Source organism: Paraburkholderia haematera (genome assembly GCF_905220975.1).
GTDB lineage: Bacteria > Pseudomonadota > Gammaproteobacteria > Burkholderiales > Burkholderiaceae > Paraburkholderia > Paraburkholderia haematera.
Genome location: NZ_CAJNBK010000002.1, coordinates 143439 through 157946 on the forward strand (window position 1 = coordinate 143439; position 14508 = coordinate 157946).

At 60.2% G+C, this 14508-nt stretch carries 14 protein-coding genes and 1 tRNA gene; 12 read left to right on the forward strand and 3 right to left on the reverse strand.

What is annotated here, in order from left to right; genetic code table 11:
* The first annotated feature begins 12 nt into the window (after positions 1-12).
* The 9 genes from infC (at position 13) to KHO23_RS05125 (ending at position 7122) form a co-directional block, all read left to right on the forward strand.
* Positions 13-552: a translation initiation factor IF-3 gene (gene infC / locus KHO23_RS05085; RefSeq protein ID WP_211609950.1), complete on the forward strand. Its 540-nt coding sequence runs from the start codon at positions 13-15 to the stop codon at positions 550-552.
* A 257-nt stretch (positions 553-809) separates the two neighbouring features.
* On the forward strand, positions 810-1007 hold the full coding sequence (gene rpmI, locus KHO23_RS05090) for a 50S ribosomal protein L35 (protein ID WP_097389908.1): 198 nt from the start codon (positions 810-812) through the stop codon (positions 1005-1007).
* A 29-nt stretch (positions 1008-1036) separates the two neighbouring features.
* Positions 1037-1396, forward strand: coding sequence for a 50S ribosomal protein L20 (gene rplT, locus KHO23_RS05095; protein ID WP_006052502.1), 360 nt, complete (start codon positions 1037-1039; stop codon positions 1394-1396).
* Positions 1397-1553: 157 nt separating this feature from the next.
* Positions 1554-2567: a phenylalanine--tRNA ligase subunit alpha gene (gene pheS / locus KHO23_RS05100; RefSeq protein ID WP_211609951.1), complete on the forward strand. Its 1014-nt coding sequence runs from the start codon at positions 1554-1556 to the stop codon at positions 2565-2567.
* Positions 2568-2709: 142 nt separating this feature from the next.
* On the forward strand, positions 2710-5145 hold the full coding sequence (gene pheT, locus KHO23_RS05105; protein ID WP_211609952.1) for a phenylalanine--tRNA ligase subunit beta: 2436 nt from the start codon (positions 2710-2712) through the stop codon (positions 5143-5145).
* A gap of 69 nt (positions 5146-5214) precedes the next feature.
* Entirely contained in the window at positions 5215-5625 is a 411-nt protein-coding gene (locus KHO23_RS05110) for an integration host factor subunit alpha (RefSeq protein WP_006052505.1), read from the forward strand.
* Between the two features lie 46 nt (positions 5626-5671).
* The gene (locus tag KHO23_RS05115) at positions 5672-6079 is read left to right on the forward strand and encodes a MerR family transcriptional regulator (protein ID WP_211609953.1); all 408 of its coding nucleotides are present in this window, start codon (positions 5672-5674) and stop codon (positions 6077-6079) included.
* 63 nt (positions 6080-6142) lie between these two features.
* Positions 6143-6219, forward strand: a tRNA-Pro gene (locus KHO23_RS05120).
* A 138-nt stretch (positions 6220-6357) separates the two neighbouring features.
* Positions 6358-7122 (forward strand): AbiU2 domain-containing protein, encoded by a 765-nt coding sequence (locus KHO23_RS05125; protein ID WP_211609954.1) that lies wholly within the window; start codon positions 6358-6360, stop codon positions 7120-7122.
* A 28-nt stretch (positions 7123-7150) separates the two neighbouring features.
* Here KHO23_RS05125 and KHO23_RS05130 read toward each other — a convergent pair whose 3' ends face one another.
* From KHO23_RS05130 to KHO23_RS05140, 3 genes are read right to left on the reverse strand one after another with little or no spacing between them, the layout of a single operon-like run.
* The gene (locus KHO23_RS05130; protein WP_211609955.1) at positions 7151-7450 is read right to left on the reverse strand and encodes a hypothetical protein; all 300 of its coding nucleotides are present in this window, start codon (positions 7448-7450) and stop codon (positions 7151-7153) included.
* Between the two features lie 25 nt (positions 7451-7475).
* Positions 7476-7754 (reverse strand): hypothetical protein, encoded by a 279-nt coding sequence (locus tag KHO23_RS05135; protein ID WP_211609956.1) that lies wholly within the window; start codon positions 7752-7754, stop codon positions 7476-7478.
* Positions 7754-7954: a tlde1 domain-containing protein gene (locus KHO23_RS05140; protein ID WP_211609957.1), complete on the reverse strand. Its 201-nt coding sequence runs from the start codon at positions 7952-7954 to the stop codon at positions 7754-7756. Before KHO23_RS05140 ends, KHO23_RS05135 begins: the two co-directional genes overlap by 1 nt.
* Before the next feature lie 577 nt (positions 7955-8531).
* Between KHO23_RS05140 and KHO23_RS05145 the strand changes: the two genes are divergently transcribed.
* The 3 genes from KHO23_RS05145 (at position 8532) to KHO23_RS05155 (ending at position 14372) form a co-directional block, all read left to right on the forward strand.
* Positions 8532-9560, forward strand: a complete 1029-nt coding sequence (locus tag KHO23_RS05145) for a helix-turn-helix transcriptional regulator (protein WP_211609958.1) — start codon at positions 8532-8534, stop codon at positions 9558-9560.
* A 322-nt stretch (positions 9561-9882) separates the two neighbouring features.
* Positions 9883-12366, forward strand: a complete 2484-nt coding sequence (locus KHO23_RS05150; RefSeq protein ID WP_211609959.1) for an AAA family ATPase — start codon at positions 9883-9885, stop codon at positions 12364-12366.
* Between the two features lie 377 nt (positions 12367-12743).
* Complete coding sequence (locus tag KHO23_RS05155; RefSeq protein WP_211609960.1) at positions 12744-14372, forward strand: ShlB/FhaC/HecB family hemolysin secretion/activation protein; 1629 nt, start codon at positions 12744-12746, stop codon at positions 14370-14372.
* The last annotated feature ends 136 nt before the right edge of the window (positions 14373-14508 follow it).

Sequence of the window (14508 nt, forward strand, 5' to 3'; positions counted from 1 at the left end):
TTTTTTTAATTTTTGAGGAAACGTAACATCGCTACTGATAAGTCTGCGCACCGCATCAACGGTGAAATTACAGCACCCGAGGTGCGTCTGGTCGGCGTCGAGAACGAACCGCTCGGCATCGTGAAACTCGCTGATGCGTTCCGCATGTCGGAACAGCAAGATGTGGATCTGGTCGAAATCGCTCCGCAAGCGGTTCCGCCGGTCTGCCGTTTGATGGACTACGGCAAGTTCAAGTACTCGGAAGCGAAGAAGCAACACGAGGCGAAGCTCAAGCAGAAGATCGTCCAGGTCAAGGAAGTCAAATTCCGCCCGGGCACCGATGACGGCGACTACAACGTCAAACTGCGCAACCTCATCCGCTTCCTCGACGACGGCGACAAGACGAAAATCACGTTGCGTTTCCGTGGCCGCGAAATGGCTCACCAGGAAATCGGTATGCGCATGCTCGAGCGCCTGCGCACGGACCTCGACGAAGTCGGTCAGGTCGAGCAGATGCCGAAAATGGAAGGGCGCCAGATGATCATGGTGCTCGCGCCGAAGAAAAAGAAGTAAGCGATTGGAGCGGCGGCGCGCCGTGTGGCGCGCGTTCCGGTTGTGAAAGATTGAACGATGCTGTGCCGGGTGTCCGGCGCGGTATCGGCAGGTTTCGGATCGGTGCCTATGCAAATGGGCGCTGGGTCCTGAAAAGCGGCTGCCAGCGGTATTTTCACTTGCCGGCGGTCTGCATACCAAGTGGAATGGGTTTCGAAGGGCGGGTAATGGCCATCTGGCCGACCGCACACCCATATCCATCTAATAATGGAGTTGTCATGCCGAAGATGAAGACCAAGAAGAGTGCTGCAAAGCGCTTCGTGGTGCGTCCGGGCGGTACCGTCAAGCGCGGTCAAGCCTTCAAGCGCCACATTCTTACCAAGAAGACCACCAAGAACAAACGCCATTTGCGCGGTTCCACGTCAGTTCATGAAGCAGATATGAACTCCGTGCGCGCAATGCTGCCGTTCGCTTAACCCTTAACCGACACTCATAGGAGCAAGATATGCCTCGAGTAAAACGTGGGGTTACCGCACGGGCCCGTCACAAGAAGATCATCAAGCTGGCCAAGGGTTACCGCGGCCGTCGCAATAACGTCTATCGCATCGCCAAGCAGGCGGTCATGCGCGCAGGCCAATACGCCTATCGCGATCGCCGCAACAAGAAGCGTGTGTTCCGTGCATTGTGGATCACGCGTATCAACGCGGCGGTGCGTCAGCACGACATGACGTACAGCGTGTTCATCAACGGCCTGAAGAAGGCTTCGATCGAACTCGACCGCAAGGTGCTGGCCGACATGGCTGTGTTCGACAAGGCTGCTTTTGCTGCGATCGTTCAGCAGGTGAAAGCCGCCGTTGCAGCCTGATTGCGCTTTGGGCAATTAAACTGCGTGGTTCGTTGCAGCGAACATCCGGTAGTCTCGGTGACGCTGCAGCAAAAACGGGGCTCCTCACCGAGCCCCGTTTTTGTTGGTAGAACCAGTTTTGCAACGATTGAACACTGACGTTGAAATGATGGGATCAATGGATCTGGACCAGATTGTCGCCGACGCGCAAAAAGCCTTCGCAGAAGCCTCCGACGTCACCACCCTCGAGAACGAGAAAGCGCGCTTTCTTGGTAAATCGGGTGCGCTGACCGAGCTATTGAAGGGCCTTGGCAAACTCGATCCTGAAACGCGCAAGACCGAAGGCGCACGGATCAACCTCGTCAAGCAACAAGTGGAAGCTGCGTTGACCGCCCGCCGTCAGGCGTTGGCGGACGCGCTGCTGAACCAGCGCCTCGCCGCTGAAGCGATCGACGTCACGCTGCCCGGCCGCGGCACCAACGCAGGCAGCCTGCACCCGGTGATGCGTACATGGGAGCGCGTCGAACAGATTTTCCGGTCGATCGGATTCGACGTGGCCGACGGCCCCGAAATCGAAACCGACTGGTACAACTTCACCTCGCTGAACAGCCCGGAAAATCATCCGGCGCGTTCAATGCAGGACACCTTCTACGTCGACGGCAAAGATGCCGACGGCCGTCAACTGCTGCTGCGCACGCACACCAGTCCGATGCAGGTGCGCTACGCCCGCACCAACACGCCGCCGATCAAGGTGATCGTGCCGGGCCGCACGTATCGTGTGGACAGCGATGCAACGCATTCGCCGATGTTCAACCAGGTCGAAGGCCTGTGGATTGACGAGAACATCAGCTTCGCGGACCTGAAGGGCGTCTATTCCGACTTCCTCAAGAAATTCTTCGAGCGCGACGATATTCAGGTGCGCTTCCGTCCGTCGTACTTTCCGTTCACCGAACCGTCGGCTGAAATCGACATGCTGTTCGAAACGGGCAAGAACGCCGGCAAGTGGCTCGAAATTTCGGGCTCGGGCCAGGTTCACCCTACGGTGATCCGCAACATGGGCCTCGACCCAGAGCGTTACATCGGTTTTGCTTTCGGCAGTGGCCTCGAGCGGCTCACGATGTTGCGTTACGGCGTGCAAGACCTGCGTCTGTTCTTCGAAAACGACCTGCGTTTCCTGCGTCAATTCGCGTGAACCGGCGCGTACGAACGCGACTAGCATAGAGCGCGGCACTGCACGCAGTGCGTGCCGCCCGCAGCGTCCCCGGCGGAGCCCAGTGAATCAACGGGCCGCCTGCCGGACGTGGACCTAACCTGATCAGAACGTACACAGAACCATGCAATTCCCGGAATCCTGGCTGAGAACCTTTGTCGACCCGCAACTGACGACCGATGAGCTGTCGCACGCGTTGACGATGGCGGGTCTCGAAGTCGAAGACCTGCGGCCGGCCGCGCCGCCGACCTCGAAGATTGTCGTCGGCCAGGTGCTGGAAGTCGTCAAGCACCCGGACGCGGACAAGCTCAACGTATGTCAGGTCGATGCCGGCACGGGCGCGACGCTGAACATCGTGTGCGGTGCGCCGAATGTCGCGCCGGGCATCAAGGTGCCGGTCGCGCTGGTCGGCGCGCAACTGCCGCCGGCCGAAGAGGGCGGCACGCCGTTCGCGATCAAGCTCTCGAAGCTGCGCGGCGTGGAAAGTCAGGGCATGCTGTGCTCGGCACGCGAACTGAAGCTCTCGGAAGATCATAGCGGCCTGATGATCCTGCCGGAAGATACGCCGATCGGCCAGGACATCCGCGAAACGCTCAAGCTCGACGACACGGTTTTCGAAATCAAGCTGACGCCGAACAAGGCGGACTGCCTGTCGGTGTTCGGCGTGGCGCGCGAGACGTCGGCCATCACGGGCGCACCGCTGCGTCCGCTCGAGATCAAGCCGGTCGAAGTGAAGCTCAACGAAACGTTGCCCGTCAAAATCTCAGCGCCCGATCTGTGCGGCCGTTTTTCGGGCCGCGTGATTCGCGGTGTGAATGCGCGCGCGAAGTCGCCGCAGTGGATGGTGCAGCGTCTGGAGCGCTCGGGCCAGCGCAGTATTTCCGCGCTCGTCGACATCTCGAACTATGTGATGCTGGAACTCGGCCGTCCGTCGCACGTGTTCGATCTGGACAAGATCCACGGCGGCATGGACGTACGTTGGGGCCGCAAGGGCGAAACACTCAAGCTGCTGAACGGCAACACGGTCGAACTCGATGAAACCGTCGGTGTAATCGCCGATGAACAGCACATCGAAAGCCTCGCCGGCATCATGGGCGGCGACAGCACGGCCGTTACGCTCGACACCGCCAACATCTATCTCGAAGCCGCGTTCTGGTGGCCGGATAGCATTCGCGGCCGCTCGCGCAAGTACAACTTTTCGACCGATGCGGGTCATCGTTTCGAACGCGGCGTCGATTACGCGACCACCGTCGAGCACATCGAACGCATCACGCAGTTGATCCTCGATATCTGCGGCGGCCAGGCCGGCCCGGTCGACGATCAGATCGTCAATGTGCCGAAGCGCGAGCCGGTGACGATGCGGGTCTCGCGTGCGAACCGCATCATCGGCATCAAGATCGACGCGGACGAAATCGCGCAGATTTTCACGCGCCTCGGCCTCACGTTCGAACGCGATAACGATACGTTCTCGGTGATGCCGCCGTCGTACCGCTTCGATATTGAAATCGAAGAGGACCTGATCGAAGAAGTCGCGCGTATCTACGGCTTCGAAAAGATTCCGGCGCGTCCGCCGGTCGCGACCAGCGAAATGCTGCCGACCAACGAAACGCAGCGTTCGATCCACGTGATCCGTCACGCGCTCGCCGCGCGCGATTACGCGGAAACGGTCAACTTCAGTTTTGTGGACGCCGAGTGGGAGCAGGACTTCGCCGGCAACGACAAACCGGTACGTCTGTTGAATCCGATTGCGAGCCAGTTGTCGGTGATGCGTACCATGCTGTTCGGCAGCCTGATCGACGTATTGCGCACGAACCTGAACCGTCGCGCGGCCGATCGCGTGCGCGTGTTCGAAGCGGGCCGGGTGTTCCTGCACGATCCGTCGATCAAGGCGGGCGAGCTGACAGTAGAAGGGTTCGCGCAGCCGAAGATGATTGGCGGCCTGGCCTATGGTCCCGTGTTCGAAGAGCAATGGGGCGCGCAAACGCGTGCAGTCGACTACTTCGACGTGAAGGGCGATCTGGAAGCCGTGCTCGCGCCGGCCGCGGCGCGCTTCGTGAAAGCGGAGCATCCGGCATTGCATCCGGGCCGCAGCGCGCGTATTGAACTGAATGGCCGCGCAGTGGGCTGGATTGGCGAATTGCATCCGCGCTGGATGCAAAAATATGATTTACCGCATGCGCCTATTCTGTTTGAAATCGAAGCGGAAGCATTAATGCAGCGCGTATTGCCGACCCCGGCGGATGTGTCTAAATTCCCACCGGTGCGTCGCGATATTGCGGTGGTCGTCGATCAGAAAATCGAGGTGCAAGCGCTGCTGGACGAGCTCGGGAAGGCTCAATCCGAAGCGGCCTGCAAGACGGTTCAGAAGGTTGCGCTTTTCGACGAATTCCGTCCAAAATCAAACACTTCCGGTGGACTGGCTGCCCATGAGAAAAGCCTTGCGTTCCGTGTGACCTTGCAAGATACTGGCGGGACCCTTCAGGATGAAACGGTCGATCTGGCCATTCAAACTCTAGTGGAACGTCTGGCTCGAGTATATGGCGCACGGTTGCGTGGATAACCCGCATTTAACATTTGCACGGCATTTTTCCGCAACTTCCGTTTCTGCTTGGCGCGCCATTTGATAGATATGAATGAAATGAACTCGAGTGATTTCGAAGCCCTTCTAACGGCGCAACGCAGCGCCATGATTCGCGAAATTCCGACATCACCCGCGGCCGTTTCCACTGAAACGCCGACGCTTACCAAGGCTGAACTTGCCGAGTTGCTGTTCGACAATGTCGGGCTCAACAAGCGGGAAGCGAAAGACATGGTCGAAGCGTTCTTCGAGGTGATCCGCGACGCGCTGGAGAGTGGCGATAGCGTGAAGCTGTCGGGGTTCGGCAACTTCCAGTTGCGCGACAAACCCCAGCGTCCCGGCAGAAACCCGAAGACCGGCGAGGCGATTCCGATCGCCGCGCGCCGTGTTGTGACGTTTCATGCAAGTCAGAAGCTGAAAGCGCTGGTTGAGAACGGCGCTGAAGCAAGCTTCACGCGCTGATCGACTGGCGCGTCCCTGCGCAACCCACCACGACGGCTAACTGACGATGACAGCGACGATCGAAAAAGTCGTCTTGCCTCCGATTCCGGCGAAGCGCTACTTCACGATTGGTGAGGTCAGCGAACTATGCGGCGTGAAGCCGCATGTGCTGCGCTATTGGGAACAGGAGTTCACGCAGTTGAGGCCGGTCAAACGGCGCGGCAATCGCCGGTACTACCAGCATCATGAAGTGCTGCTGATCAGGCGTATTCGTGAGTTGCTGTATGAGCAGGGCTTCACGATCAACGGCGCGCGCAATCGGCTTGATTCGCATGGCGGTGGCGCGCACGGCGCGCCGGCTGACGTAGTCGAGGAAGGTGAGGGCGCAGCGGCGTCGGCAGCAACAACGGCTAGGGTAGATGTGGAGCAGTTGCGCAAGGAGTTGCTGCACGTGATCGATTTGTTAGACCACTAGTTTGCTTTGTTAGCGTTGGGCGGTTCTAATCGCGTGAAGTGTCTGTTATAATTTTTAGCTGTTCGGGGCGTAGCGCAGCCTGGTAGCGTACCTGCATGGGGTGCAGGTGGTCGGAGGTTCAAATCCTCTCGCCCCGACCAAAGAAATCAAGGCCTTACAAGCAATGCTTGTAAGGCCTTTTTCTATTTCTGAGCCAAGGCCCCCCACAAAGACCCTCGCAGTTTCAAGCCCCACACGTCAGCCCACGCGCCGCGCAATCAATTGCGCAGCGAGCCGGTATGATCAAGCCGACGACGAACCTAACGACAGGGCGGGCGCAGGCAGCGAGCAATGAAGACCCAAAAATCACGGGTCTAAAAGAAAAAGTAAAAGCCGCCGAGCAGGAAATTGGCATGGCGGTTATGTGCCATGAAACATGGAAGCCAACCGCATACGATGAAGACTTGCACATGCGGATGTGCGAGTCCTACGCCACGCAAACCTTTCTTATTGTGCGCAGGTCGCTTCGGCGTGAGACGTTGCCGGCGCTTATGCGAATTTGGGACAGTAACGAAAGAGCAGTCGGAATGGAATCAGTCGTTCGTACCTTGCGTGACCCGCAATTTTTTGATGCCCTGATTGCGTCAAGGACCGATCATCTTGAGGGGTATTTGCGATTGACTCTCAAAGGACATTTGAGAGCGACGCTGGGAGAGCAGTTAGCCAGGGTGGGGGCGCTAGTAGATAAATGTACCAAGGGCGGCGCTGGTTTTGATACTTTCAGGAAGCTGCTGATATTGCGGAGTGGGCAGTTGGCACACCGACAGGCCGCGCCAGCAAAAGCAGGCGGAGTTGATACGGCGGACGAGGAAATTGAATTGTTCTATCAGGACAATCTGGAAATCGTCAGCTTGTTGCTAAGTATCGTTCTAGCACACGCTTTTGACTTGAACGAAGCTGCTGACGTTGACCGGCACTACGCTAAATTCTTTTGGGCGGCGGCACGCGGAGAGCACGCAGAAGGGCATCCCGACTATCAGCCTCAGAAAACCGGCATGGTTTGAGTCAGTGTAATTCACCAGCACGGGCGGGCTACCAGAGCAACGGCAGCAGTCCGACGATAGTAGCCTGCGCGCCCGACACCGTGGATGCTATCGTCCAGAATGCGGTCCGTCGATTCAGCGCTGACACCTGATCGTCTAGTTCGAACTGCGCCACGCCCCAAGCCTGATTGCTTAGCCCAATGTCTCCCACTGGTTCGATGGTATTCACGCCGTCCCAGCCGGGATCGAGCTGGAGGTTGGTCGTGTTGAGCAACAGCCATGCAGCTCGTATGCCCGATCCAGCAGCCGCTAAAGCAAGTGCGCCAACGACAATTTTCGAAGTCCGCATGTCTAGCTTCTAGTTGCCCTGTGATTCATCGGTGAGCCGCTCGCTGGTAGTGCCGCGCGCCGATGTTGATCAGCCACACAGTCAGCCCGACGACGAGCAGGCAGGCGACGAAAATCACAACCCCGGCAAGATCGAACATATCGTCCGGGTTGTCGTATGCGCGAATGCCGAACAGGTGCAGCACGAACCGTATTGAACCGGTCAACCATGGCCATTCAACAGGCAGGTTAGCCACGTATCGGGCGAGCAGTACACCCAGCAACAGCGTGACCGCGACGTTAGAAATATAGCGGGCGATTTTCATTACTGTACGTCCACGTAGCCATATGCCTTAAGCGTAGTTCCGGGAATCGGCAGGGTGGCACCCTGCTTGTGCAGATATTCGGCTAGTACGTTGAACTGGTCGGGATTGACGACCGTTATGCAGCCCTCTGATAGCCCGCGTGGCCCCATGGGATGCAGCGGGTATAAAAGCACTCGTTTTATCCGTAGCGATTTGCGCATGCTACCAAAGGCAGTTGATCACACCCGCAGAAAGACGCACTTCGCGATCACTGTAAAGTCACAGGTGAACCGCCCCGGATTACCTGGAGTACCGTAGCTGATGCGCCATGCATGAGCAAACCGACGCGGGCCTGTTCGATCAACCGCAATGGCTCATTAGTGAGCGATCAACAGAAGCGTGACGATCATCGGATCTTGTTTTCGTCGCGAAACACGCTTCACTTGACTATCAGGTGCCTTGATCGACGGTCAAAATCGTTCGACTTGGGCAGCATTCGCCAGTGAGCGAGTCGAGCGGGCCAACGCTTGTTCCGACGCGTCGTCAGAATACTCATTTCCAGGTATGGTTTATCGCAGCGCTTTGCACTACCGTCATGACAGGCCGCATCAGTTCGACGACTGATAGAAAAAATGAATGTACGGATGGCGTCTCAAGCGAAAAAAGCATATCGCGCTTCTACGTACTGCTTGCTCTAACGCAGCAACCCCGCATGCCCGCTACCTCCGCTGGCACGTAATTTTCAGGCAACGCTGGACTTCCCGCGTCTTATGGCACGGCGAAAGGGGACCTTGTACCGTGGACCTGGAGTTCGTTGAGACCGCCTGGGCGGGGAAAGAGCGGCTGCGGCTATCGTTGATGGCCGCCGCCGATGCACAACTGATCGAACGGCAACTCGTGCAACCCGATGGCATGTGCATCACCATTTCGACGCGGATTCGCTCCTTGGATGACCTGACGGAGGCATTCACGAGCGATCCCCATCGTGATGTGTTGGGAGCCGCCTATCGGCGCGCTTTCGAACGCCATGAGCGGTTGCTGGGCGAGCGCATCGAAACGCGCGGCCAGACCTTACAAATGGGTGTGGCCCACATTGATTCGATTCGCGCGACGCGCAGCGAACCCACGCTCGCGCATCTCGTATCGGCCGTGCTCGCCGAACGCGGGCAATTGCCGGCGAAGTACATCTTCGCTTCGTATCAGCTCTCCAATCGGGAGCAGGGCATAAGCTGGTGTCACTTCATGTCGGAGGGCTGTTTCTCCTTGCTGCAAAAGTTCGTGCAGCGGCGGTGGTACATGAACGACCTGTTTCTGGAGTACGCGCGCTCGAACAGCGCGCCGTCTCCCAGCGATCAGATCGAAATCCGGAGCCCCGGGCAGCGTAAGGCGTTCGATGCATTCGCCGAGGCCGGTTTCGCCACTGGCGTGATTTCGCCGGCCCGCACGGCGGGCGAGTCTTTCGTCGCGTATCTGCTGGTCGCGGGCGTGAACGGGACGGGGTCCGGGAATCTGATGCTGAGGCGGCGCCACACGCTGCGGGTATTGGCGGCCGAATTGGTGGAGTGGCGCGCCGAGGCGCGCGCGCGTTCGGCTACCGACGAATACAAGCTGTCCGCGCGCGATATCGAAGTCCTGCAAATGCTGAGCCGCGGTATGGCAGCCGCGCCAATCGCGCAGGCGCTGAAGCTTTCTGCAAACCAGGTACACCGAAGGATCTATCCCGAGATCGTCGAGAAACTGCGGATTCGTCATATTAGTGAAGCGGCAAAGGCGGCGCGCGATCTGGGGGTCCTGAGCGGTGGCCTACGTGCCGGGATGAGCCCGTGAGCGGCGCGCTAGGTCGGCATGACATACAAATCAAGCGCCGTCTTTGTATTTGTCCGATGAATATTATTTGTTAAATGCTGTTGCGACGACCGGGAATGAAGACCTGGCCTCAGCAAGAAGCGCTAGAAATCTTACTGACCATGGGGATAAAAAAAATGGACCTTCCCGGCTAGGATTCGGTTCTCCCACCAGTACTTACAACGTAAAGACCACTAACCCGGGTCACTGACCCCGGGCGAGCTTATCCACAATCAACTGGAGCAGGCATCCAGTCCGGCGGCGCTGGCAAGCGCCGTTCGGCGGGGGCGGACACGACATGCTCGTGATCGAATCAAATCCGGCAGGGCAGCCGGCGGTGTTGCCGCTGCTTCAGCGTTATCGCGCGGACAGCGTCGAACTTGCTGTGCCGCATGCAAATCGCATCGCGTTACTTGGACCCATGCGTATCGAGCGTGGCGACACCGTACTCCCACTGAAGTATCACAAGTCGCGTGCGCTGCTCGCGTGGCTCGTGTCGCAGCCAGGGGCCGCGCATTCGCGCGACTGGCTGGCCGAATTGCTTTGGCCTGGCGAAGAGCCGGGGAGCGGGCGGCGCAAGCTCAAACGCATTCTGTTCGACGTGAAAGCGGCGCTTGGCGAAGAATGCTTCGAGATTCATCGCGATCTGCTTTGCGTGAGGCCGGACGCGCTGCCGTGGGTCGACGTCCACGCTTTGTCCGTGGCGATGGGCGAGTTGCCACCCGACGACCGGATCGCGGAGGCCGCCGCGGGCGCGGCGCCGGCCCGGCTCGAAGCGCTGTCGGAAACCGCGGCGCTCTACCGGGGGGAATTTCTCGCCGATATCCAGATCGACGACGCCGGTGAGTTCGAACGCTGGATGGACGCGCGTCGAGTCGCTTACCGCTGTGCCATCTCGCGCCTGCGGCGATTTCTCACCGAAGGATTCGCGCAACAGGGCGACTTCACCCGCGCGGCCGCCCATGCTCGCCGTCTGACGGTCGAAGAACCTTGGGATGAATCCGCCTGGCAGCTATTGATCGGTTTGCTGATGCGCGCCGGCCACCGGGCCGAGGCGCAAGCCGAACTCGAACACTGCCGGGCCGCGCTCGACGTACCGCCGCACCGCGACACGCTTGCGCTCGTCGCGCTGCCGGCGCGCTCGCTTGCGCCGATGTTTGCCGAGGCGCCAGAGCGTCGCCAGATCACGGTCGCCTATTGCCAGCTCACCGTGCCGCGCTGCGAAGATCCGGATAGCTGGGCCGCGGCACTCGTGGCACCGCGCAAACGCTGCGAAGCGATCCTGCAGGCGGCGGGCGGCTATATCGTGCACGCGCCAGGCGGCGGGATGTTCGCCTACTTCGGCTTTCCGGTCACGCATGAAGGCGCGGTCCGCCAGGCGGTGACAGCCGCGCTCGAATGCCGCGATTCGATCAAGGCTGACGGGGCAACCGGCATGCCCGAGCGCGGCGGCGTGGACATTGTCTTCGGCATCCATACGGGGCTCACGCTCAGCGCCGCCCATGAGAATCAGCCGGATCTCGGCTGCCGGCTGACGCGCATCGTCAGCTTGCTTGCGAATAGCGCGCGCGCCGGTGAAGTTCTCATGAGCGATGCGACGGCCGAACTGCTGCCGGAATGCGACTTCCGCGCCGTGCGCCAGGTGTTCGTCAGCGACGCCTCCACTGGCGAAAGAGTGGAAGCGCTTCTGGCGATGCATCTGGATGCCGCGTTGCCGGCGCAGGAACGCGGCACGCTGATCGGACGCGACGCACAATTGACGCAACTGGACCATGCCTTGCGCCAGTGCGCTCAGCTCTCGATGCGCGCGCTGCTGATGACCGGCGACGCGGGTACGGGAAAATCGTTGCTGCTTAGGCAATTTGTGAAAAGCCGGAGCGTGCCGGCGATCGAATTGCGCTGCCGGCCCGAATTGACGACAACGTTCTTCCATCCGTTCCGACGCTGGCTGCGCGATGCCGCGGTGCCGAACACCGCGCGTGCTCAAGCGGCGCTCGAGTCCTTGAGCGACGCGTTCCGCGATCAGTCGAACCGCCTCGAAAGTGCTTCGCGCGAAACCGAAGCGATCGTGAATCACCTGCTCACGCTGCTTGAAGAAGCCGTGCCGGATGGCGGCCTAATTTGCCTCGATGACCTGCAATGGGCCGACCCGGGCACGTTGCAACTCGTGGCGCGTCTTGTCGAGGCGCCGCTGCATCGGCGCTTGCCGATACTCGTAGGGCGCGACGACTTTGCTGCACCATGGCCGTCGACAACCGCGATCGCCCGCATCCAGATCAAGCCGCTGTCACCCGAGTCGAGTATGGAGCTGATCGCGACGCTCACCCAGGGCGCCGCGCTGGAGCCCGATACGGAGGCGCAAATCGCGAGGCGTGCGGACGGGGTCCCGCTCTACCTGGTGGCGCTCGCGCACGCGGCGGCAGACGCTGAGCGCATACCAGCCAACACCGTGCCGCCATGCCTGCACGAGTTGCTGATGGGGCGCATCGATTCCGTCGGCGTCGCCAGGCCGCTGGCACAGCTCGCAGCCGCGAGCGGCAGGGATTTCACCGCTGCGTTGCTGGCCGAAGTAGCGGGGCGCAGTGTCGCCGAGATCGAGCCGCTGCTCACCACGCTGCTGCAAGCGCGGCTCATTGTGGCAACGGGCGCGGGCTGCTATGCATTCCGCCATCCGATGCTGCGTGAAGCGGCGTATCAGTCGCTCTCACGTGAGCGGCGGCAATGGGCGCATCAGCGCGTTGCCGGTGCGCGGCTTGTACTCGAAGGCGTGCCGAAATCGAGCGTATAGCCATGAAGCGAGCATCGCAGGAAAGCTCACATCGCGCGCTCCGCGGCACGCATCTGCACACGCATGAAAGGCGCTGAAGCGCTTGCACCAAGGACGGAAACGTTTCGGAAACGCGGTCTTCCCATCATGGCGGCAACTCGCTGAACCTTGCAGGCATTCCATTCAAGGTTCGGCGAATCGCAAGAAGGGGGCGTTGCGCATCGCACGCGAAAGAAACATAAAAGGACCGTCCGGGTTTCCATCCAATGCCATTTTTCCCGTGCAGGACGCCGACACGCCTTGACGTGTTGCATCGCACAGCCTTGCTGACGGCAGGCCTGTGTGCCGCATGTCCAGCATTTCCTCAGACTTCGCCTACTCCGCCTACTTCGGGGCAATTGCTCGAAGCGATCAAGCCGCCTCCGCAGGTGCCGCCTGCCGACCCGAACGTCGTCGTCAAGCCGCCCGAGACGCCGCCGCCGCCGAAAGTCGAAGCGCCCGATCTGCGCTTTACGCCGCAGGGTTTTCGCTTTACCGGCAACACCGTCATCTCGAGCGAGGAGTTGACCGCCTTGCTCGCGCCGTATGCGTTTCACGAGGTCGATCTCGACGGTCTGAACGACATCGTCGACAAGGTGAAGGCGCTCTATCGCCAGCGCGGCTACTTCCTTGCAGTCGCGTTCCTGCCGAAGCAGAACATTTCAGATGGCGTCGTGACGATCGGCATTCTGGAAGGGCGCCTGGGCAAGATCACGGTCAAGCATCCTTACCCGCCCGAAGCACGTGTGAGCGAAGATCAGGTGCTGGGCATGTTGCGCGCACGCCTGAAGGAAGGCGACATCATCACGGAGAAGTCCGTCGAAACACCGCTGCTGCTGATTCGCGATCTGCCCGGCGCGGTGATTCGTTCGACGCTCAATCGTGGCGCACAGGTCGGCACCGCCGATCTCGAAGTCGAGGTGCTGGCAGAGAAGCCCAAGCGGATCACCGGCGAAGTCGACGTGGACAACTACGGCAATCGCTATGCGGGCGCTTATCGTTTGGGGCTGAAGACCAGTCTCGTGAGCCCGCTCGGGATTGGCGATCTGCTGACGGTGCAAGGCTTCATCACCAACCAGAATCTGAGCGACTTCGGCGACGTGAGTTACCTCGTGCCGGTGGGGCACCTCGGGACCCGCGTAGGCGTCGACTACGGCCGGCTCAACTATTCGCTCGGCAAGGAATTCGCCGACCTGAACGCGCACGGCACCGCCGACGTTGTCAATCTGTTCGTGCTTCAGCCAATCCAGCGCAGCAAGGACGTGAACCTGTTCGCGCAGGTGGGCCTGACTTATGAAAAGCTCAACGACCTGCAGAGCGGCGCGCCTGCGCAGGAGAAAAACATCGTTGGGCTGAAGGCTCAGGTGAACGGCGATTCGCGCGGCACGGGCTATGTCAACGTCTACACCGCCGGTGTGATGTTCGGCACGCTCAGCTTCGGCAGCGACACCGAGAAAAGCGATGACGCCGGCGTGAATGGCTATCACACGAATGGCTTCTTCACGAAGTTCTATGGCGACTACCAGCGTCTGCAGCAACTCGCGCCGAATCTCGCCTTGTTCTTCTCCGCATCGGGGCAGGCCGCTTCGAAGAATCTGACCGCGGCGGAAAAGTTCTCGCTGGGCGGCGCGAACCGCGTGCGCGGCTATCCCGAAGGTGAAGCGATCGGCGACGACGGCTTCGCCACCACGCTCGAATTGCGCTACACGGTGCCGGGGTTGCACATCGGCGCCGGCGGTTTTGTGCTGACGAGCTTTTTCGACTTCGGCTACATCCTCGCTAACGCCAAACCGGGCAATGCACCGGCGCCCGAACCCGGCCAGTCCAACAGCGAGCGCTTGCTGAGCTACGGCGTCGGGTTGAATTTCGGCGCGCCGAACAAGTACCTGTTCCGTACCAGCATCGCGTGGCACGGCGGCAGGAAACCGACTTCCGACACGCACGACAACACGCCGCGCGTCTGGGTGCAATGGGTGCAGTTCTTTTGATGCGGACCGCGTGGTCTGCTTGCTGGGGAAACCGGATGCTGTGGACAAAGGGGCCGGTGCGCTGTTCCGATCATGGCGCTGAAGAAGGCCGACGCTGCGCGCGCGCTGCTTTGGCGGGGCGCTGCGGGCGCGTCCT

Bases quoted from the DNA above. Each gene is read 5' to 3' on its own strand.
- KHO23_RS05115 (WP_211609953.1), top strand. From the start codon at position 5,672: ATGACAGCGACGATCGAAAAAGTCGTCTTGCCTCCGATTCCGGCGAAG.
- KHO23_RS05125 (WP_211609954.1), top strand. From the start codon at position 6,358: ATGATCAAGCCGACGACGAACCTAACGACAGGGCGGGCGCAGGCAGCG.
- rplT (WP_006052502.1), top strand. From the start codon at position 1,037: ATGCCTCGAGTAAAACGTGGGGTTACCGCACGGGCCCGTCACAAGAAG.
- KHO23_RS05110 (WP_006052505.1), top strand. From the start codon at position 5,215: ATGAATGAAATGAACTCGAGTGATTTCGAAGCCCTTCTAACGGCGCAA.
- pheS (WP_211609951.1), top strand. From the start codon at position 1,554: ATGGATCTGGACCAGATTGTCGCCGACGCGCAAAAAGCCTTCGCAGAA.
- rpmI (WP_097389908.1), top strand. From the start codon at position 810: ATGCCGAAGATGAAGACCAAGAAGAGTGCTGCAAAGCGCTTCGTGGTG.
- KHO23_RS05135 (WP_211609956.1), bottom strand. From the start codon at position 7,754: ATGAAAATCGCCCGCTATATTTCTAACGTCGCGGTCACGCTGTTGCTG.
- KHO23_RS05140 (WP_211609957.1), bottom strand. From the start codon at position 7,954: ATGCGCAAATCGCTACGGATAAAACGAGTGCTTTTATACCCGCTGCAT.
- KHO23_RS05130 (WP_211609955.1), bottom strand. From the start codon at position 7,450: ATGCGGACTTCGAAAATTGTCGTTGGCGCACTTGCTTTAGCGGCTGCT.
- pheT (WP_211609952.1), top strand. From the start codon at position 2,710: ATGCAATTCCCGGAATCCTGGCTGAGAACCTTTGTCGACCCGCAACTG.